This is a genomic window from Oenococcus oeni, from assembly GCF_020510245.1.
Classification (GTDB): Bacteria; Bacillota; Bacilli; order Lactobacillales; family Lactobacillaceae; genus Oenococcus; species Oenococcus oeni.
On record NZ_CP084701.1, the window covers coordinates 704,721 to 723,691 of the forward strand.

The 18,971-nt window shown below is 39.1% G+C and carries 23 protein-coding genes; 15 read left to right on the plus strand and 8 right to left on the minus strand.

Annotation, left to right across the window (positions count from 1 at the left end; translation table 11 throughout):
* Complete coding sequence (locus J3U91_RS03690) at nt 1-306, plus strand: DUF7671 family protein (protein WP_002819184.1); 306 nt, start codon at nt 1-3, stop codon at nt 304-306.
* Here J3U91_RS03690 and J3U91_RS03695 read toward each other — a convergent pair.
* A complete protein-coding gene (locus J3U91_RS03695; RefSeq protein ID WP_002821054.1) occupies nt 295-2,250 on the minus strand; it encodes an alpha/beta hydrolase family protein in 1,956 nt (651 codons plus the stop codon). The two genes, J3U91_RS03690 and J3U91_RS03695, sit on opposite strands and share 12 nt — an antisense overlap.
* 87 nt (nt 2,251-2,337) lie before the next feature.
* Between J3U91_RS03695 and J3U91_RS03700 the strand changes: the two genes are divergently transcribed.
* The 7 genes from J3U91_RS03700 (at nt 2,338) to J3U91_RS03730 (ending at nt 9,093) form a co-directional block, all read left to right on the plus strand.
* On the plus strand, nt 2,338-2,568 hold the full coding sequence (locus J3U91_RS03700; protein WP_002819181.1) for a hypothetical protein: 231 nt from the start codon (nt 2,338-2,340) through the stop codon (nt 2,566-2,568).
* A 22-nt stretch (nt 2,569-2,590) separates the two neighbouring features.
* The gene (locus tag J3U91_RS03705; protein ID WP_002819180.1) at nt 2,591-3,016 is read left to right on the plus strand and encodes a toxin-antitoxin system YwqK family antitoxin; all 426 of its coding nucleotides are present in this window, start codon (nt 2,591-2,593) and stop codon (nt 3,014-3,016) included.
* Between the two features lie 92 nt (nt 3,017-3,108).
* Nucleotides 3,109-3,555 carry a nucleoside deaminase gene (locus tag J3U91_RS03710; RefSeq protein WP_002819179.1) on the plus strand — a complete coding sequence of 149 codons (447 nt, stop codon included), beginning with the start codon at nt 3,109-3,111 and terminating at the stop codon, nt 3,553-3,555.
* Nucleotides 3,552-4,208: a DUF4230 domain-containing protein gene (locus J3U91_RS03715; protein ID WP_002819177.1), complete on the plus strand. Its 657-nt coding sequence runs from the start codon at nt 3,552-3,554 to the stop codon at nt 4,206-4,208. Before J3U91_RS03710 ends, J3U91_RS03715 begins: the two co-directional genes overlap by 4 nt.
* Nucleotides 4,209-4,306: 98 nt before the next feature.
* Nucleotides 4,307-5,953 carry a glycosyltransferase gene (locus J3U91_RS03720; RefSeq protein WP_002819175.1) on the plus strand — a complete coding sequence of 549 codons (1,647 nt, stop codon included), beginning with the start codon at nt 4,307-4,309 and terminating at the stop codon, nt 5,951-5,953.
* Entirely contained in the window at nt 5,950-7,470 is a 1,521-nt protein-coding gene (locus J3U91_RS03725) for a glycosyltransferase (RefSeq protein WP_002819173.1), read from the plus strand. The genes J3U91_RS03720 and J3U91_RS03725 overlap by 4 nt, the downstream gene beginning before the upstream one ends.
* Before the next feature lie 210 nt (nt 7,471-7,680).
* On the plus strand, nt 7,681-9,093 hold the full coding sequence (locus tag J3U91_RS03730; RefSeq protein ID WP_002819172.1) for an NAD-dependent succinate-semialdehyde dehydrogenase: 1,413 nt from the start codon (nt 7,681-7,683) through the stop codon (nt 9,091-9,093).
* Between the two features lie 230 nt (nt 9,094-9,323).
* On the opposite strand, the gene J3U91_RS03735 is transcribed toward J3U91_RS03730, so the two are convergent.
* The 5 genes from J3U91_RS03735 to J3U91_RS03755 form a co-directional block, all read right to left on the minus strand.
* Complete coding sequence (locus tag J3U91_RS03735) at nt 9,324-9,491, minus strand: hypothetical protein (protein ID WP_002819170.1); 168 nt, start codon at nt 9,489-9,491, stop codon at nt 9,324-9,326.
* Nucleotides 9,492-9,509: 18 nt separating this feature from the next.
* The gene (locus J3U91_RS03740) at nt 9,510-10,034 is read right to left on the minus strand and encodes a MarR family winged helix-turn-helix transcriptional regulator (RefSeq protein ID WP_002819169.1); all 525 of its coding nucleotides are present in this window, start codon (nt 10,032-10,034) and stop codon (nt 9,510-9,512) included.
* A gap of 122 nt (nt 10,035-10,156) precedes the next feature.
* Nucleotides 10,157-11,191: a branched-chain amino acid aminotransferase gene (locus tag J3U91_RS03745; protein WP_002819168.1), complete on the minus strand. Its 1,035-nt coding sequence runs from the start codon at nt 11,189-11,191 to the stop codon at nt 10,157-10,159.
* 44 nt (nt 11,192-11,235) lie between these two features.
* On the minus strand, nt 11,236-12,054 hold the full coding sequence (locus J3U91_RS03750) for a PTS sugar transporter subunit IIC (protein ID WP_226489981.1): 819 nt from the start codon (nt 12,052-12,054) through the stop codon (nt 11,236-11,238).
* On the minus strand, nt 12,051-12,191 hold the full coding sequence (locus J3U91_RS03755; RefSeq protein ID WP_002819165.1) for a hypothetical protein: 141 nt from the start codon (nt 12,189-12,191) through the stop codon (nt 12,051-12,053). The genes J3U91_RS03750 and J3U91_RS03755 overlap by 4 nt, the downstream gene beginning before the upstream one ends.
* Before the next feature lie 341 nt (nt 12,192-12,532).
* On the opposite strand from J3U91_RS03755, the gene J3U91_RS03760 reads away from it, so the two are divergent.
* Entirely contained in the window at nt 12,533-12,748 is a 216-nt protein-coding gene (locus J3U91_RS03760; protein WP_002816939.1) for a hypothetical protein, read from the plus strand.
* Here the strand turns inward: J3U91_RS03760 and J3U91_RS03765 are convergent.
* Entirely contained in the window at nt 12,745-13,410 is a 666-nt protein-coding gene (locus tag J3U91_RS03765) for a histidine phosphatase family protein (protein WP_002819164.1), read from the minus strand. The two genes, J3U91_RS03760 and J3U91_RS03765, sit on opposite strands and share 4 nt — an antisense overlap.
* A 41-nt stretch (nt 13,411-13,451) precedes the next feature.
* Here J3U91_RS03765 and J3U91_RS03770 point away from each other — a divergent pair, with 41 nt between their 5' ends.
* Together J3U91_RS03770 and J3U91_RS03775 are read left to right on the plus strand one after the other, a co-directional pair.
* Entirely contained in the window at nt 13,452-14,213 is a 762-nt protein-coding gene (locus J3U91_RS03770; protein WP_002819163.1) for an alpha/beta hydrolase, read from the plus strand.
* Nucleotides 14,214-14,260: 47 nt separating this feature from the next.
* Nucleotides 14,261-14,590, plus strand: a complete 330-nt coding sequence (locus J3U91_RS03775; protein WP_002819161.1) for a hypothetical protein — start codon at nt 14,261-14,263, stop codon at nt 14,588-14,590.
* A 26-nt stretch (nt 14,591-14,616) separates the two neighbouring features.
* Here the strand turns inward: J3U91_RS03775 and J3U91_RS03780 are convergent, their stop codons facing one another.
* Nucleotides 14,617-15,531, minus strand: a complete 915-nt coding sequence (locus tag J3U91_RS03780) for an NADP-dependent oxidoreductase (RefSeq protein ID WP_002819160.1) — start codon at nt 15,529-15,531, stop codon at nt 14,617-14,619.
* A 167-nt stretch (nt 15,532-15,698) separates the two neighbouring features.
* On the opposite strand from J3U91_RS03780, the gene tgt reads away from it, so the two are divergent.
* From tgt to J3U91_RS03800, 4 genes are read left to right on the plus strand one after another with little or no spacing between them, the layout of a single operon-like run.
* Nucleotides 15,699-16,844: a tRNA guanosine(34) transglycosylase Tgt gene (gene tgt / locus J3U91_RS03785; protein ID WP_032804725.1), complete on the plus strand. Its 1,146-nt coding sequence runs from the start codon at nt 15,699-15,701 to the stop codon at nt 16,842-16,844.
* 35 nt (nt 16,845-16,879) lie between these two features.
* Nucleotides 16,880-17,242, plus strand: coding sequence for a preprotein translocase subunit YajC (gene yajC / locus J3U91_RS03790; protein WP_002819157.1), 363 nt, complete (start codon nt 16,880-16,882; stop codon nt 17,240-17,242).
* A 40-nt stretch (nt 17,243-17,282) separates the two neighbouring features.
* Entirely contained in the window at nt 17,283-17,975 is a 693-nt protein-coding gene (locus J3U91_RS03795; protein ID WP_002819156.1) for a metal-dependent hydrolase, read from the plus strand.
* Nucleotides 17,976-17,994: 19 nt separating this feature from the next.
* Complete coding sequence (locus J3U91_RS03800; protein ID WP_002819154.1) at nt 17,995-18,957, plus strand: DHH family phosphoesterase; 963 nt, start codon at nt 17,995-17,997, stop codon at nt 18,955-18,957.
* Nucleotides 18,958-18,971 lie beyond the last annotated feature (14 nt).

Genomic DNA, 18,971 nt, shown 5'->3' on the forward strand with positions numbered 1-18,971 from the left:
ATGAAGAAAAATGTATATAAAGTTCAATTATTTTATGGTTTTCCAGTTGAACAGGATAATAATGGAAAATACTTCTGCTCTAATGATCAGGTTAAATTAAGTGTTTGGCGAACCGGTAAACATTCCACCGGACATTTTCAGCAAATCGGACAATTATTCTTGACAGAAAATAATTTTTTTGTAGTTATATTAAAGGTTGAGGATATTAATTTTAATAAACGTCACGCTTACACACCTTTGGCACGATTTTTGAATAAAAAAATAGACGATTCGGAACTGAATCGTCTGAGGAAATTATTGGTGTGAATCAATCCAAGCTTGGATGTCGAATAATCTTTTAATCCGAAGACTGGGCAGCCCATCTCGAGAAATGCCGTGAAAGCTTTGTGGATAACGGATAAATTTGGTTTCGTTGCCATTTTGTTTTAGAGCAGTATAAAATTGTTCGGATTGTTCAATTGGACAACGCATATCCCATTCGCCGTGCTGGATCAATAATGGAGTTTTGACATTTTTAGCGTAGGCTAGTGGCGATCTTTTCCAGTATTCAGTTACTCCCTGGGAATCGTATAAGTCGAGACCTAATTCAGATTTATTGAAGTACCAGCCGATATCAGAAGTACCCCACATCGAGATCCAGTTTATTACCGAACGTTGAGTAACCGCTGCCTTGAATCGATTGGTATGGCCAACAGCCCAACTGGTCATAAAACCGCCATAAGAACCACCGGCGATATATTGTCGCTTTCGATCTAGTTCTGGAAAATGGTCAAGTGCATAATCCAAACCCGAGAGCACATCGCTGTAATCTTTTTCTCCGTAATGACCAATAACGGCTGTTTCAAATTCCTGGCCATAAGTTGTTGATCCACGGGGATTAACGAAAACAACGGCGTATCCGTGATTCGCGTGAACTTGAAATTCATGGAAAAAGCTTTCGCCGTAGGCCGCGTGCGGGCCACCATGGACATACAAAAGAACTGGAATATTTCTTGGATCTTTCGGATTAACAGCCTGCATATACCAACCATCGTGGTTCCAACCATCTTCCGTTTGAAAATTAAAATGTTCGACATGGGCATATTCGTGTGTTGTCTCGAATTTAAGATTTGGATTATAAAGTTTAAAACGACCGTTATTTTTTAAGTCTAATTTAATTATTTCGTTAGCTTTTTCCTGTGCGGAAATGGAAAAAGCTATCTGTGCATTAGGCAGCAGAGCAAAATCGTAAATTTGATTTGTTTCATTATAAACAATCCTGAATTGTGTCCCGGATCCGGTAAAAGCCTGTGAATGTCCATGGTAACCGGCAGTGAAGAAATAGTTTGCATTATCAAGCCAGGCAATTACGTGACCGGAAGTCTGCTGCTCAAAATCCGCGGCCAGATGGCAGTCGATATCAAAATCGGCATGGCGGGTGAGGTTGACCAACTTTTTGTTCTCGATAGTATAAAGATATAATTCTTGTTTTGTATTGTTAACGAGGTGCTCGTCGTTGCCGACCAGAAGAATTTTTGTCAGATCTGGTGAAAATTTTGCATCGTAAAATTGCCCAGCTGGTTCCGACTCGGTAACAAAAGTTGTTTTTTTATTTGTCAAATTGTAGGCATAAATTCCTTCGCCGAAATCCAGATCGTTTTTTGGTTGGTTTTTCTCCGAAAAAAGTAACTGCTGATTATTGCTAGAAACGTCCAAAAAATTGATTTGGTCGTCTTTTTCAAAGATTTGACTGGAAGCCTGATTTTCAACATCGAATTCGAATGTTCTATAAACAGCTTTTTCGTCAAACCAACCGGTCCCATCCAAGCGATTAATTAAACGATTAATTTCCCTTGTCTTTGGGAATTCACTGGTTTTGAATTTATTTTCCAGCTCGGATTCTTTTGTTTGATAAAAGACAATTGATCCATCGTGACTGGCGATTAAATTAATCACATCGGTTTTTTCAAAGGTTAATTGGGTTGGAATACCACCATGAAAATTTACCGAAAATAATTGATTTTTCCTGCTTGTTTCGTCATGAGCAGTGAAGTAAAGATTTTCCTGAACGACAACTAAATTTGAGTTGATTCCTTTTCCGTTGGCCCAAGTTTGTATAACCCCTTTTTCGTTAACCGATTTAATTTCGGTCTGATAACTGTTCCTCTTTTCGTCAACTGAATTTTCAACGAAAAAGACTTTTTCATCGGCATAAGTCAATTGTGAGGTAGATTTTAATTTAAAAAAATCGTTAGCTATAATACCTGTCATATCTTCTCCCATTTTTCTTTTAATTCTAGCGTTTTCGTAATGCAATTGTTTATCTCAATCATTAAAATTAAGTAAGGAGGCGCCCGAATGCAAAAAAAGAAAATGCGATGGAAGAAAATTTTATTAATTGGCAACTGCCACGCCTTAATTGAGCATTTTACAAATATTGTCCAAGAATATCGCTTCGCAGTTTTATGGAAACTTTTTGGCGGACGAGCTCATCGATTATGTTTGTTAACAAATACGAACCAGCGATTATTCGGTTCGAAGGTTCCTTTTAAATCGTTGGATGTTTGGATTTATGAAAATAAAATTTGAGCAATTGGAGTTGAACTTAGCGATGGATGAAGAAAAAATAATACAAAAAGAAAAAGATGCGGGGATACCGGTGGTTGGTATCTTGAAGCGCAAGAGTAGAAAACCGGCGATGGCGGCCAAGAAAAAAAACGGCGACCAAACAGGCAACAAGGCTTCTGCCAAAGGTCAACCTGATGAAGCTGATCATTATCGTAATGGACAAGCAAAATTTCAGGACCGTGATGGCATTCGGACAATTTATTTCATGGACGGCAATATAAAAGCCCGTGGTCCTTTTGATGGCAAAAATTTGCAGGGAGAGTGGCAATTCTTTAAAAATACTACTCGTTTATGGCAGATTGGGCATTATAAAGATGGGTTAAAGGATGGGAAATGGATGCGTTTTACTGACGAGGGTGTGATTGAAAAAAAGCAAAACTTCAAGGATGACGAAATTCTTAAAGATTGATTTCTGCCTTGTTTAGAAAGTTGTTTAGCATCAGATTGATTAACGATTGTGAAAATCATTGTTAGAATTAAACTATGACTGACTCTGTGTATATGAAGCTTGCGATTGAGCAGGCCAATGAAAATATCGTTTTAAAAGAAGGCGGTCCTTTTGGGGCTGTGATTGTCCGCGATCAAGAAGTTATCTGTGCGGCTCACAATATGGTTTTAGCTAATCTCGATCCAACTGCCCATGCGGAAATTATCGCAATTAGAAAGGCCTGCAAAGTTTTAGCTACCTGTGATCTATCCGATTGTACTTTGTACACGAGTGCTTATCCATGCCCGATGTGTTTATCAGCGACTATTTGGGCCAACATTAAAGAAGTTCGCTACGGGAATACTCCTAAAGAAGCCGATAGAATTGGTTTTCGAGATGACTTCATTTATAAATTTATTCAAGAGGGTTCTAAAGACCAGCATGTTTTAAAAATCACACAAACCGGTCACGACCAAAGTATCGAAACTTTTAAAAATTACGTGGAGGAACTCCACGCATGAAATTTATTAAAAATATCAAATATGTTTCTGTAGCGATTCTGTTTTTATTAATTACCCTTGTTGCCGGATATTTTATTGGAAGCCTGCACGGTTCCTTGTTCTCTTCATCAACCAAACGCAGTTATGGTCCGACAGTTATTAAACAGATTAAAAACTCGGATAAATTAGAAATTTTAACCGTTTCAAATTACAAAATTACAACAATTAATCATCCTGATAAAGTTTTTGGTATTACGATTAACGGCTTGATTTCCGGTTCTTCGATGAAAATTTTCGCTCCCAGCAAGACTAGTATTGATTTGGATTTAAGTTCTCTGGATACCAAAAAATCTAATTTGGACAATAAGGGTACTTTGAAATTGGTTTTTTCAAGGGCTTTGGAATACAACACTAAATTAAATTTAAAAAAATTGGAAATTTTAAGTTCCAATGAAGGCATTATCACTTCGATTATTAGTAAGTTTGGTGACCAGGCAAAAGTTTTGACGAAGCAAAATGCTGAATATCAGCGGATTGAAAATCGGATCAATCTTTCTGTAAAAAAAGATCCAAAAGTTAAATCAAGAGCGGTTAAAAGTGCCGAGATTGATCTCCGTAGTTTATTTAAAATTAATTTTGATAAGGTAAAACATGTCAAGGTTGTTTTTGAATAATTTTAAGGGCGATCCAATTAATTTGATCGCTATAAAAGCCGGACAGACTTAATTTTTTCTGTAACGGCTTTTGGTCAGGAAATCGAGAAAATAAATTTATGAATTTTTTTATTAATTCAAATATGCAGAAGAATAAATCTGGAATCGAGCATGCTGAATTAAAAAGAGCAGCTTTGTTTCGCGATCATCATGAATCCTTTAAAATCGTTTTGAGGGATTGGTCGCAAACACTTCATAAGGATATTAAAGATTCCGGACTTTCGGACGCGGAAGTTATCAATATGTTTGATTATTTCCAAGGCACAGAAAAGGTGACAGAAAAAAATATTCAGGCGAAAGATATCGATTTTGGTGTCGCAGTTGATTTATACGAGAATGATCCGAAAAATAATCGTGTATTGGCATGGCAGGTCATCAAGAAAATCAACGGTGAAAGCCAACGCCGTCTACTTGGCAGAATCAATTATTTTTCTTTTGCCAAAGACCGAATTTCAAGTACGGAAATGTTCGATGCCTTTGGCAATTTATATGCCGTAAATTATTATGATATTCGTGGTTTTCTTTCCCTAACCCAGTGGTATACACCTGATAATAAAATCGGTACCGAGTCTTGGCAAACATTGGATAGGCGTTCTGTGCTGGAATCTTTTAATAAGTTTGATGCCAAAGGGGAGTTTAAAAAATCCGGTTGGCGTTTAGTTGATAAAAACGGTTCAATTTATACTTTCCAAACAATTGAAGAGTTGACTAAACATTTTCTTGATTCGATTAATTTTGATTATTCCAGCCAGGAAAGAGGAAATGTTTTCATTCTCGATCGCACTCATCTGGGCGACTGGGCTTTACGTGATTTAAAAAAACCAGCCTATACTGTGATTCACTTACATAATTCCCAGGCTGGGAATGCCGAAGATGAGATGCACTCTATTTTAAATAACCACTATGAATATTCTCTATGGAATACTAACGATTACGATGCGATTATTAGTGCAACCAGTAAACAGACTGCCGATGTTGCCAAACGTTTCAAACCGCAGGCAAGGCTTTTCACAATTCCAGTTGGCGTGATTCCGTCGAAACATTTTCAAGAGCAACGCATTCCAATGAGTGACCGTTTTTCCCATAAAATTGTTGCTTTGGCGCGAATCGCTCCCGAAAAGCGTCTTAACGATTTGGTTAAAGCAGTTGGAATTGCCAAAAAAGAAATTCCTGACATCAGCTTGGACCTTTATGGATATCGAGATAGTAGTGATAATTTCAAAGCTTATCAAGACATTAAAAAGGCTGTCGAAGATTATCGACTTGCTGATGAGGTTAAAGTACACGGCTATACGACGAATGTTTCCGTGATTGAAAAAAAGGCGCAAATTTTCGCCGTAACTTCGATTATGGAAGGTTTCAATTTATCTATGATGGAGGCCTTAAGTGAAGGGGATGTCGGCTTGACTTATGATGTTAATTACGGCCCAAACGAATTAGTTGTTGATGGAGAAAATGGTTATATTGTTCCAAATGGCGATTATCATGCGCTGGCCGAGAAAATTATTTTTCTTTTCAAACATCCGGATGAACTTCAAAAAAAGTCTGAGCGGGCATATGAACTTTCCAAACGATATTCTGAAACAAAAGTTTGGCAGGATTGGAGAGAATTGTTGGATGATGCTCAGGATAAATGGCCTGAGAAGATTTCTCATTACAAATCACCGCTGCTTTTCGGTTTGGCTGAAAATGGAGGAAAGCTATGATTTTTTATTTCACTTCGGAAAACATTTTTAGTTTTAATTCAGGGACCGAATTTTCCCAAGCCAAAAGGACGAAACTTTTTAATTTAGAAGGACAAACGGCTTTTTATGTTGCCCGTAACTATAATCCCAATTTCCATCAAGTAGCCTTGCAGATGGAACTTTCAGATGATCAGCTTATAAATATGTATGACTATTTTCAGGAAGCGATAAACGTTCCTCGCAAAAAAATAAATGTTCGTTTTGCACCTTTTATTTCTAAGCGCGATTATCATCTTGATAGCGTCAATCCAAATTATTCTCTGATCAAATATCATGGTCGAACGACTGCTAAAGTGAATATTGCACCACTTACAGTCGGTTTGGTGGGCAGTGTCGAATATTATGATTCTTTTGGTAATATAGCGGCGATCGATTATTGGGACTGGCGTGGTTTCAAATCTTCGACGCAGTATTTCCATCCAAACGGCCAACCCGGAGCACAAAGATTTTTCAGCCCGGAAGGAAAACCTGTAATGGAAATTGCCAGGATGAATATCAGTGGGAAACTGTTTCCGACTATGTACAAGCTTTTCGATTACAGAGGCAGGAATTGGCGGTTCGATTCTGAAAATGAATTATTTATTTTTTTTATGAATGAATTAATTGCGCAAAGACCGGGAGTGGTTATTAATGATCGACCGAGTATGACGGATGTGATCGCCAGAATCGGTGGAGCAATTAAAAAATTTCAATATCTGCACGATGTTCATACGGCTGATTCTGGGAATCCAGTCAGAGGCGAGATCATGACTGGTTTAAAACCCCTCTTTACCACTTACTCATCTGCTTACGACGGCATAATTGTCGCGACAAATGAACAGAGAAATGATTTAAAAAAACGTTATCCGAAAATGAATATTTATCAGGCTCCGGATACTTATATCGATCAAGAACAATTGGCAAAGCGACCTAAAAATTACTCTTCGCGTGTTTCGCATAAGTTACTTTATTTTGGTCGTTTATCTGAAGAAAAACATCCTGAACAGGCAATTAGAGCCTTTGGTGTCATTAAACAGATTGTATCTGATGCCACGCTCGAATTCCGTGGTTATTCAAGCTCGCCCGATTTTATGGCCCAATTGAAAAAGCAGGTAGTGGACGCCGGCTTAAAGGGATCGGTTGCTTTTTGCAGTTACGCAACCGGAGTTCATCGTGATCGCATTCTTGATCAAGCTGAGCTTGTCATTCAGACTTCGACTGGCGAGGGCTTCAGTATGTCGCTTCTTGAGGCCATGAGTCATGGCCTTCCAGTAGTTGCTTATGATGCTAATTATGGGCCGAGAAACTTCGTTAGAGATGCTTTTAACGGTTATCTCGTTAATAATGGTAACGTTGTTGGCTTGGCCGATAATGTTATCAAAATTTTTCAGGACAATTCTCTTTGGCAAAAATTATCTGTTGGAGCTTATCAGACAGCCAAAGCTTTTGACGCGAAAAACGTTTGGGATAACTGGCAGAAAAGCGGTATTTTGAATTGAAAATTATGAGGATTTATTTTTTTGTTTCTAATTAAAGATCTTACCAATAGATCGACTGAATTCTAAAAAGATCCAAAATCGATCTTTTTTATATCTGCTTTCATATGTTGATTGTGAAGAAGTAGGTTTGATTAATGGTTACGCTTCCACTAAAATGGAGGTGATCCGAAGGTTATCGATCAATTTTTTTCACATGATGAGGAGAAATGAATGGCATACCAAACAGTTAGTCCATATACAAATGAAACGATTAAAAAATATGATTTTTCGACTCAGGATGATATTGAAAGAGCATTATCCCAAGGACATACTCTTTATAAGAAATGGCGTAACGGTCCACTCGACAAACGTGTCGCTACGTTGCACACAATAGCCAAATTATTCCGTGAACATGAAGATGAACTTGCAAAGACCGCAGTTAACGACATGGGAAAACTTCTTCGCGAAGCAAAAGGCGAAGTTGAGCTCTGTGCAATGATTGCTGACTATTTTGCTGATCACGGTCCAGAAATGTTAAAACCGACGCCACTCAAGACAATCGCGACCGGCGATGCTGAAATTGTGAAGCATTCAACGGGAGTTGTTTTCGCGGTTGAACCGTGGAACTTTCCTTATTACCAAATAATGCGTGTTTTTGCGCCCAACTTTATTGTTGGAAATCCAATGGTCCTAAAGGGTCCCTCTAACACGCCAGGCTCTTCGGATGCCTTTGGCAAGATTGTTCAGGAAGCAGGAGCACCGGAAGGCAGTTTTACAAATCTATTCTTGAATTATGATCAAGCGTCTGCTTTGGTAGCCGATCCACGAGTTCAAGGTGTTGCTTTGACAGGATCCGAGCGTGGCGGACGTTCGATTGCCAAGGCAGCCGGGGAAAATTTAAAAAAGAATACGATGGAGCTTGGCGGTACTGATGCTTTTATCGTCCTTGATGATGCCGATATTGATCAGGTTGCCGATATTGCTTGGCGGGCACGTCTATACAATGCTGGTCAAGTTTGCACATCTTCCAAGCGCTTTATTGTAGCTGATAATTTGTATGACGAATTTCTGACTCGTTTGAAGGAGAAGTTCGCTGCAGTCAAACCAGGGGATCCGATGGATGATTCGACTACTTTGGCACCGATGAATTCTAAACGGGCGAAAGAAAAGTTGCAGGAACAAGTTGATCAGGCAATCAAGAATGGAGCAACATTATATTACGGGAATGAGCCGATTTATTTGGATGGCCAGTTCTTCCAACCGACTATTTTGACGGATATTAGGAAAGATAATCCAGCTTATTCCGAAGAAATGTTTGGTCCGGTTGCTCAAGTTTATAAAGTTCATAGTGAACAAGAAGCCATTGATCTGGCTAACGATGCGAATTACGGATTAGGTGGTATTGTCTTTTCCGGCGATCCTGATCGTGGTGCTAAAGTTGCCTCTCAAATCGAAACAGGAATGGTTTTCGTTAACAACTTTATGAGTTCTTTGCCAGAATTACCATTTGGTGGAGTTAAGAATTCTGGTTATGGGCGTGAAATGAGCCAACTTGGAATCATGGCCTTTGTTAATGAGGAGTTAATTGTCAAGGCCGACAAGCCGGATCTCAGCAATCCAGCCGGTGGATTAATATTCCTTTAATTTTAAAATTGATTTTGAATCGAAAAACACCACTGGTTCACAAAACCGATGGTGTTTTTTATTTAATGCAATTGTTGTGCCAGCCAATATCCAAGGTAAAACCAGGATAAGATTCCATGCCAGAAGGTCGTAAAAACATTTTGATGGCTGGTAAACCAAGTAATTCCGACACTGAGCATTAAACCCAGGCTATAAAAGTCCGCGCCGTGATCAATCACGATATTACGGTGCTAATGGCCATGACGATAAGGCTTGCCGTCGACGATTATATGACGAGGGTGTTTTTTTGCCCAATTTCTAAACTGAATATCGATTCGTCGACCAATTTTTTCGTCTAAATCATCATCGATATCATCGTTAAAATCATCTTCAAAATTTCCATTTTCCATTTTTGCCATAATTACTCTCCCAAAAAATTAAATATTTATATGGATATCTCCATCATCGAATTTAAAGTGACGTCCTATTGAATCGTTAACCATTTTGCTGATATAATCGCCAAAATCGACATCATTGAGATTTTCGGACACTCTTTTCAACAGCCTTAACAGTGTATCCTTTTCTTCTTCTGATAATCTGGCAAAAATTTCTTCGCTCAGGTCATCGGCTTCGTCTTTTTTATTTTTCAAAAAGGCGTGGCCTTTTTTGGTTAATTTAATTAGAGTAATTCTTTTATCGATTTCATCGACGATTCTTTCGACAAAATCATTTTCTTCCAACTTGTCTACGAGACTCGTAACGGAACTTGGTCGGACATCAAGAATTTCAGCAATTTCGCCAACTGACAAACCATCATATTTTTCTAGTAAATGCATTAAACGAGCTTGACCACGATGGTGGCCTCGCTGTCCTCTATGGTGAGGGCCCATCATCAAATAAAAGTTGGGGTTCTTCGCCAAACCACCGATTGTCTTCATTAATTCATTTGTTACTTCCGACATAGTTTATTCCTTTTTTATTATTCATAAATATTACGATCTTATTTAGGAAATGTAAACAAAACCTAACTTTTATTTAAAATAAAACCATTTCATTTAAGAAATGGTTAATAAAATGTTTATTTTTATTTCAATGGAACATCGACCTGCCAGCCATCTGGTCCTTTTTGATCGCCATCTTGAATGCCGCTCAAACGATCATATAGTTTTTGCGTATAGGGACCGACTTCGGTTTCACTATAGAAAACATGCTTATTTCCGTTATGGGTGATTGAGCCGACGGGAGAAATTACGGCTGCAGTGCCCATTGCGCCGGCTTCGGAAAATTGATCCAAGTCATAAATGCTGATCGTCGTTTCTTCAGGCTCCATTCCGAAACTGTCAGCGATTTGCAATAGTGATTTTTTTGTGATCGATGGAAGAATTGATGGGGACTTCGGTGTTTTAAACTTACCGTCTTTAGTGATTCCGAAGAAGTTGGCACCACCAAGCTCTTCGATATTTTCATGCAAACGCGGGTCCAAGTAAACCACATCGGAATAACCGTTTTTATGAGCAAGCGAACCCGGTAGCAAACTTGCAGCATAGTTTCCGGAAACTTTTGATTGGCCGGTTCCACCATGTGCGGCTCGATCATAAGGACTTGTTACGTATTCTGTCGGTTTCATGCCGCCTTTATAGTATGGCCCGACTGGCGTAACCAAAATATGAAATTGGAATTTGTCGGCCGGATGAACACCGATTACTTCGCCGGTACCGATGATAAAGGGGCGAATATATAAAGTTGCACCGGAACCATACGGAGGAACAAAATTCTGATTAGCTTTAACGACCATTTTAACTGCTTCAACAAAACGGTCTTCTGGGAAAGGAGCCATCAACAAACGTTCTGCTGAATTATGTAGACGCTTGGCATTCATGTCCGGACGGAACAAATTAACGCCACCATCTTTTCGACGATAGGCCTTTAAGCCCTCGAACGCTTCCTGACCATAATGTAACACGTTGGCGGCTTCAGACATTTTAATCGTCGAATCGCTTGTCAGTTTTCCTTCATCCCATTTTCCATCTTTATATTCGGCATGAAAACTATATGGTAAATCATAGTAATTAAAGCCTAAATTTGGCCAATCAAAATTTTCCGCTTTTGCTTTTTCCATTTTTTTATTCTCCTTTATAATAAATAATTGAATTTTTTATTAAATTAAACAACGTCCAGATGTAAGTCGTTTTCTCTTGTTTTACCAACACTTTTCAGTAATTTATACCAAAGCCAGGAAATTGCTACGGGACCAACTAAACCAAATATCAGCATTGTTGCAAGACCGGACAAGCCATTTGAAAAACCGGAATTTGCAGACATCGAAAGAATATTAAGCGGTGCTGTTAGTGAAGAAAAGCCGAGGCCGCCAAGCGTTGCAGGAACTTTGAATCCACCAACTGTAACGGCTAGCGATGCCATTAACATGGCGGAAACCATCGGGCCGATTGCTGTTAAGGGTGATTTGATGATATTTGGAAATTGGACCTTAGGTGTTATCAATCCTTGAGCTATATTAGCTCCAGGATCGTTTTGATTAAAACTCATTGCTGTATAACCCGAGAAAGCTGCGCAGCAACCGATTAATGCCGCACCAGCCGATATTGGATCAAGATTGACTGCGACTGCCAGTGCAGCTGAGGAGGCTGGTGTCATTAAGAACCAGAACCAGGCAAATGAGACAACTACGGCTCCAAGAACTGGATTTACTTTCATTGTGTTTGCGAGATTTTCTGAAACCCAATTTAAGAATGGCGTTGTTACCGACGCTGCTGCCAGACCGACTAAAGAACCAACCAGCGTCGCACAAAAGGGAACGATGAACATATCCAACGCTGCTGCCAGACCGACTAAAGAACCAACCAGCGTCGCACAAAAGGGAACGATGAACATATCCAAAGGTGTTTTTCCGGTCAGCCACATACCGACTAAAGCGGCCGCTAATCCGGCGATTACAGCCGAGACCGGTTGGCCGACAGTCACAATCGTTGCTCCGCTTTAAATTTAGCTGCCGCGGCAACGGCTGCTGTATAAGCGGCGCTGCGTTGTTCAGCTGTCATTGAAGCTGGATCTTGATCAAATAGATTCGATTGAGCTTCTGATTGCTTCCTTGCTGTCATCTTTCTCTCCTTAAAATAAAAACCTGTTTCAGTTAATCAAACTAACTGAAACAGGTTTAAAAAATTTTCAACCATGCCAGCCAGCTGTCTTTCGACGGCTGACAAAATGATCAGTCGTCATTGCCTAATTAGCAACACGAGGCTGATCAAAATAATTGATTCACTCATATTCATTTGTTTGCAATTATTTAACATGTACTCTCTTGCTCTTTCGAGTTGTAACTTAGATTACTCGGCAAAATTTGGATTGTCAAGCGTTTTTAAATTTGTAATACAAATGTAATTTTTTATTTTTTGTTCTATAAAAAATGTAAAATTAATGAGACTGGAGGGGATAAAAAGTGTCTCTTATTTTATTTGTAATTTTACTAATTGTCGCAATTATTTTCGGTGTGATTTCTTTCGGAATCGGCATCGCTTTGTTACCGGTGCTTTTGATTGTTTTAGCAATCGGTATTTTCTTCTTTTTGGTTAATCTCATTTGGCACGGTATTCAAATAATTATTCTTTTTATGATTGCTTTAGCAATTTATGATTGGATAAAAAAAAGAAACTAATTTATTTCTTTATCGTCGAAACTGATGAAATGATATTGCCTGTCTTCGTATACCAATTTCGAAACAGAACCGTTTTTTGGTCGCGCATGAAGACTGATTTTATTGTTTCCGTAACGATCAGCTAGCGATAGAAGGGTATTGCCGTGAGATATCAAAAGGATTTTAGCTCCATCTTTAACATTTGGATCTTCTAATAATTTTGTGAATCCTTCATCGAGACGAGCCCAATATTCGTCGTTATTTTCTGCATCGTGCCAACGATCGGCTGCTTTTAAAAAATCTTTCGTCGATGCTACTCCGTAATCATCGACAATTTCGGCGTAACTTTTTAACCCATAGGGAGCACCAGCATTTAACCAAGCAATGTCCATATTCGATCCCTCATAAGATCCGTAAAACTCCTCTCTAAAATTTGCCAGACAGCTTAATTCGGGTTGAAAATCTGTTGTATTTTTGTCAAGAATAATTTTTGCAGTTTGCATAGCTCTGCTTGTGTCCGATGAGTAAGCCGCCTCGAAACGAACACCGCTGAGTTTTTCACCGACTTTTCGTGCGTCGGAAAGACCGTTTTCGGTCAGTGGAGAATTGCTCCAACCTTGTAGCTTGTTATAACGATTAAAATAAGTTTGTCCATGACGAACAAGATAAAATGTAACTTTCATAAGCACCTCTACTAAGTATTTTAGTTTGTTAGAATGGCCATATGGCAAAGATTTTTGATATTAAGTATGGAAATGACGAAAAACAAAAATTAGATCTCTATTTACAAGATTCAGTTGCACCACTGGTTTTTTATACACATGGTGGCGGCTGGTGGCAAGGCGATAAGAGAAAAGATACAAAAATTTTCGATAGTTTGTTTTCGGCCGGTTTTTCAGTTGCGTCGGTCAATTATCGTTTAGCTGATAAAAATAATCCTTATCCGGCTCAATTGGATGATTGCCATTCTGCCTTAACCTTTTTGCAGCAAAGCGATTACAAATTCAGGAAAGATAAAATTGCTTTATTGGGGGCTTCCTCAGGTGCTAATATTAGTGTTTCCCTTTCGATAGAAACCGGCTATCCGACCGTTTCCTGGTCCGGCCAGTTTGATTTCAAAGGTTTTTTGAAAACACATACCGCGATTACCGGCCGAAAAGCTGTCGATAATCCTGATCCTGATAAAGGCAGCCGCCAACAGTCTTATTATAAGTGGCTTTTGGAAAAACTTTTCAATGGCGATCTCTCCAGAGTCGGAGAAGCTACTTTGCAACATAAAATTACTTCGAAAACTGGTCCCGTTTTGTTGATTAATTCAGCTGCCGAATTAGCTCCGGTTATGGAGGTTTACAAAATGCAGGAAGCCTATCTTGAAAACGGTATTGAAGTCGATACAATAATTTTCCCTGGTGATCGTCATGCACTTGGCTATGCCGATGATGCCCTTAAACCAACGATTGATTTTTTGGAAACTCATTTGCAATAATTTTTAAAAGCGAAAATTTTCCGCGTTATTATTTGGATGCAAAAAATATGAATGAAGATAAAATTCCAGAAACAATTCAAGATATCAAAGAACGTGCTGCTTTAATGAAATCGCGTGGTTTTTCAATTGGTGAAGAACAGGTTATGAGCCAGGCAATCAAAGATGGCTTACAGGCGATTGTTAATGATTTGATGGATGGGGAATATTTTACCGTTCAGTTAATAAATCCGAAGACCTTTATGATCCTTGGTGTTAATGGCAGGACCGAAGGAAAAATAATCGCTCGGGGAGAAAGTTTCAATAGCGATTTTAAAGAAAGCTCAGACAGGCTTTGGAATTATTTTTGGGACCAAGCGGAAAAAATAGTTGGTAGATAGAGAAAGGCTGCTTTAGCAGTCTTTCTCTATAGTTCAAGGATCAATTTCCCTAATGGATGGTCATTTTCAAATTCTTTATGCATACTCCGCAGATTTTTCAAACTAAATTGCGATATTTTCGCGATTTTAAGTACTGTCAGTCCTTGACTCATGTCTTTTAACAATTCAGTCAGGCAACTGCCTGAATCCAAATAAATTGCATCTGTATCAAAAGGGGACTTTTTTGCTTTATCAGTCAAACCGACAGTTGAACAAAGCTTGCCGTTTTCTTTTAAAAGCTTTAGTGATTTATCTTGTGTTTCCCCACCGGCTGTATCAAGAATTGCGTCTATTTTTTCACTTATATTGGTAAAATTTTCTTTTTTATAATCATAAACAGCAATTGCCGGATTGAAACCATTTAAAAAAGCTTTTCCTTTTGTACCTGCAGTAGTATAAATTTTACCGGCACCGATTTTTTCAGCTGCCTGAATTGCTGCAAATCCAACTGCTCCGGAACCCCCATGTATCAAAATCGATTGACCTTTTTTTAATTTAATTTCCTTGATAACCGCCTGGTATCCAGTTTGGTACCCTAAGGCAACACCGGCAGCCTGAACAAAAGTCAGATTATCAGGAATTAGGGCAAGCTGCTTTTCTGATACTAAAACCTGTTCGGCATAACTTCTAAGATGCGTGCTGGCGACAACTCGATCGCCAACTGAATATTTGGTAACTTCAGAACCAATTTCCTGAACAATCCCAGCAACACTTGAGCCGAGAACCGTTGGAAGCTTGTCGCTTCCACCATAGAAACCGCTTCTGTATTTTACATCGTAGGGATCAATTGCTGTAGCAAAGTTTTTAACAAGGACTTGATTGGGTTTTGGATCAGCTAATTTTTTTTCGGTCGCATAAAAGACATCGACATCACCGAATTCGTTTATTTCAATTGCTTTCATTGGAGTACCTCCTAAGTTTCTTGAATATAACTATTTCTACCCACATTATAATGGAGAGTGCTAAGAAATCAGAATCAAGACGATTAAAATTTAAATTAACCGCTTGCAATTTTCCGATTGAATCTTTATTGACTGGCCACAAAGATTTTTGCCTTACAATTATATTTATGACTAAAGATCCCATAACATATGAGTTGCTTCATGTTGATAAGCATACTGGTGCTAGACGTGGGGTGATCCATACACCGCACGGCGACTGGCAGACGCCGATGTTTATGCCGGTGGGCACTCAGGCGACGGTTAAGTCGCTTCAACCACGCGAACTAAAAGAAATTGGTTCTCAATTTATCTTAGGAAACACTTATCATTTATGGATTCGTCCTGGCGATGATTTGATTGCTAAAGCTGGTGGTCTTCATAAGTTTATGGATTGGGACCAGGCGATTTTGACTGATTCTGGTGGTTTTCAGGTTTTTAGCTTGGCTGATTCTCGTTCAATCACTGAAAAAGGGGTTACTTTTAAGAACAATATCGATGGTTCGACTATGTTCCTTTCTCCTGAAGTTGCGATGAAAATTCAAAACAATCTCGGAGCCGATATCATTATGCAACTTGACGAAGCTGTCCCTTACTTTGAAACATATGATTATGTAAAAAAATCAACCGAGCGTTCAGCTCGTTGGGCCCAAAGAGCTTTGGAGGCTCACAAATGTTCCAAGCAACAGGCTCTTTTTGGGATTGTTCAAGGAGCCGGTTTTAGAAAATTGAGAGAAAATTCAGCGAAGGATTTAGCTTCTCTGAATCTGCCCGGTTATGCCATTGGTGGATTATCCGTTGGAGAATCGAAAACCGAAATGAACCGTGTTCTTGATTTTACGACACAATGGCTGCCGGAAAACAAACCGCGTTATTTAATGGGTGTCGGTGCCCCAGACTCTTTATTTGATTCTGTAATTCGTGGAATCGATATGTTTGATTGCGTTCTGCCGACCCGTATTGCCAGGAAGGGCAGTTTGATGACTAGATTTGGTCGCGTGGTTATTACCAATCACAAATATAAGGATGATTTTAGTCAGTTGGATGAAAATCTTGACGATTATGCTTCGACGCATTTTACAAAGGCCTATTTGCATCATTTATTCAATACGAATGAATTATTAGCCTATAATTTGGCTTCGATACATAACTTAAGATATCTTCTAAAATTAATGGAGGACATGCGCGCAGCGATTGAAAATGATCAGTTATTGGATCTTAAGGAGAAAGTACTTGAAGAATATGGCTATAATAAGGCAAATGCCCGTCTTTTTTAAGCCAGCTTTGATAAAATTAAATTTCGGAGGATTCTATGTTCAATAATCTTTTTATCGCGGCCGCTAAAACGGGCCTGTCTTCTTGGATACCAACAATTTTAATTTATGTGGTACTGATTGGTGGGTTGTTTTGGTGGTCGTCAAGACGCCGCAAACAGGCAAACGAGCAACAGCAAAAAATGCGGACCGGTTTAGTCAAGGGTGCCCAAGTTGTTACTATTGGTGGCTTACACGGCGTCGTTGATTCAATCGATACCGAGAAAAAAATCGTTACTCTCGATGTTGAAGGTGTTTATCTGCCTTTCGAGCAAAGGGCGATCGCTAGAATTATCGCTCCTACGGATGGCGACCAAGAAACAAATATCACCAAGAACGAAGACAAAAAAGAGAATAAATAAGCAGCTGTTCTTTTGGCTGCTTTTATTTTAGGAGCTAAAGATGAAAATTACGTATTTTGGCCAAAGTGCTTTTCAAATCAAAACCGGTAAAACAACAATTTTAATTGATCCGTTTTTAACCGGTAATAAGCATACAAAAGTCGACCCCTTCGATTTAAATCCTGAATACATCTTATTAACGCATGCTCATCAGGATCATACCGGTGATAGTTTCGATATAGCCAGGAGAACAGGAGCGACGATCATTACCCAAACGGATTATGCCCAGTATATTAATGATATTTTGCCTGAAGCCAAGGGTTGCCATGCTGAAGGAATTAATTTCGGTGGAACTTTTAGTGCTGATGATTTTTCTGTAAAACTTTATCCAGCCTGGCACACGGATGCAAGAATGGTTGGAAATGCTCTGGTGCCGGTTGGAGTCGCTGCTGGGATGGCTTTAACAATTGAAGATAAATTGATTTACGATACCGGTGATACCGCTTTGTTTTCCGACCTAAAATTAGTTGCGAGAAAACATCCGGTCGATTTGGCTTTAATTTGTATTGGTGGCCACTTCACGATGGATGCTGACGATGCACTTGTTGCTGCAGATTTTCTTCAGGCTAAACATGTCATCCCGACTCATTACAATACTTTTCCGTCTATTCAGGCCGACCCGCAGAAATTCGTTGAACAATTACCAACAGGCGTAGGAATAATCCCTGATTTTGATAAGGAATTTGATTTTTAATTCAGCTAGACTTAAAGACATGGACATTCAATATCAGATTTTAAGACAAATTGAAAAATATCAGACGATTATTATTCACCGGCATCAGCGCCCGGATCCGGATGCCGTTGGTTCGCAATTGGGTTTAAAAAACGGACTTCAAGCGGCTTTTCCGGAGAAAAATATTTATGCAGTTGGAAAAGAAATTACCGGTTTGGCATGGGTTGGATCGATGAATATTATTCCTGATTCTACTTACGAAAACGCGCTCGTGATTGTCATTGACACGGCTAATGTTGCTCGAATCGACGACGACAGGTTTAAAAATGGCGATAAATTAATTAAAATCGATCATCACCCAAATGATGAGCCTTACGGCGATTTGATGTGGGTCGAACCTGGCCGTTCTTCCTGTTCTGAAATGGTTACTTTCTTTTTGGACGATAACATCCCTCTTTTACTGACCGACGAAGCGGCTCGCAATCTCTATATTGGAATTGTTGGCGATACTGGACGTTTTATGTATGCTTCTACGCCGGAAACCTTTATTGCGGTCAGCAAACTGTATCATTTTTCGATTGACTATGAAAGGGTAAATCGGGAAATGTCCTCGATCAGTCTTGTTCAGGCACGTTTTTCCGGTAAAGTTTATGATGAAATGAAAGTTGAAGATCATGTTGGTTGGATCACGCTTACAAAAGCCGAGATTGAAGCCGGTCATTTGGGAAATGAAGGTACTAATTTCGTTGTTGGGATGTTTGGTTCGATTAAAGAGGTCCTTGTTTGGGCAAACTTTATTGAAAACGATGATGGCAGTTATAGAGTTCGCTTACGCTCTAAAGGGCCGAATGTTAATGAAATTGCCAAGCTGCATAATGGCGGTGGACATGATATGGCCAGTGGTGCAAAGGCCAAAGACCAGACTGAAATCGATCAAATTATTAAAGAACTAAAGGAATCTGCAAACATTTTTTCAACCAGCTTGGAAAAAACAGCAAAGTAAATTCTGATTTTAAG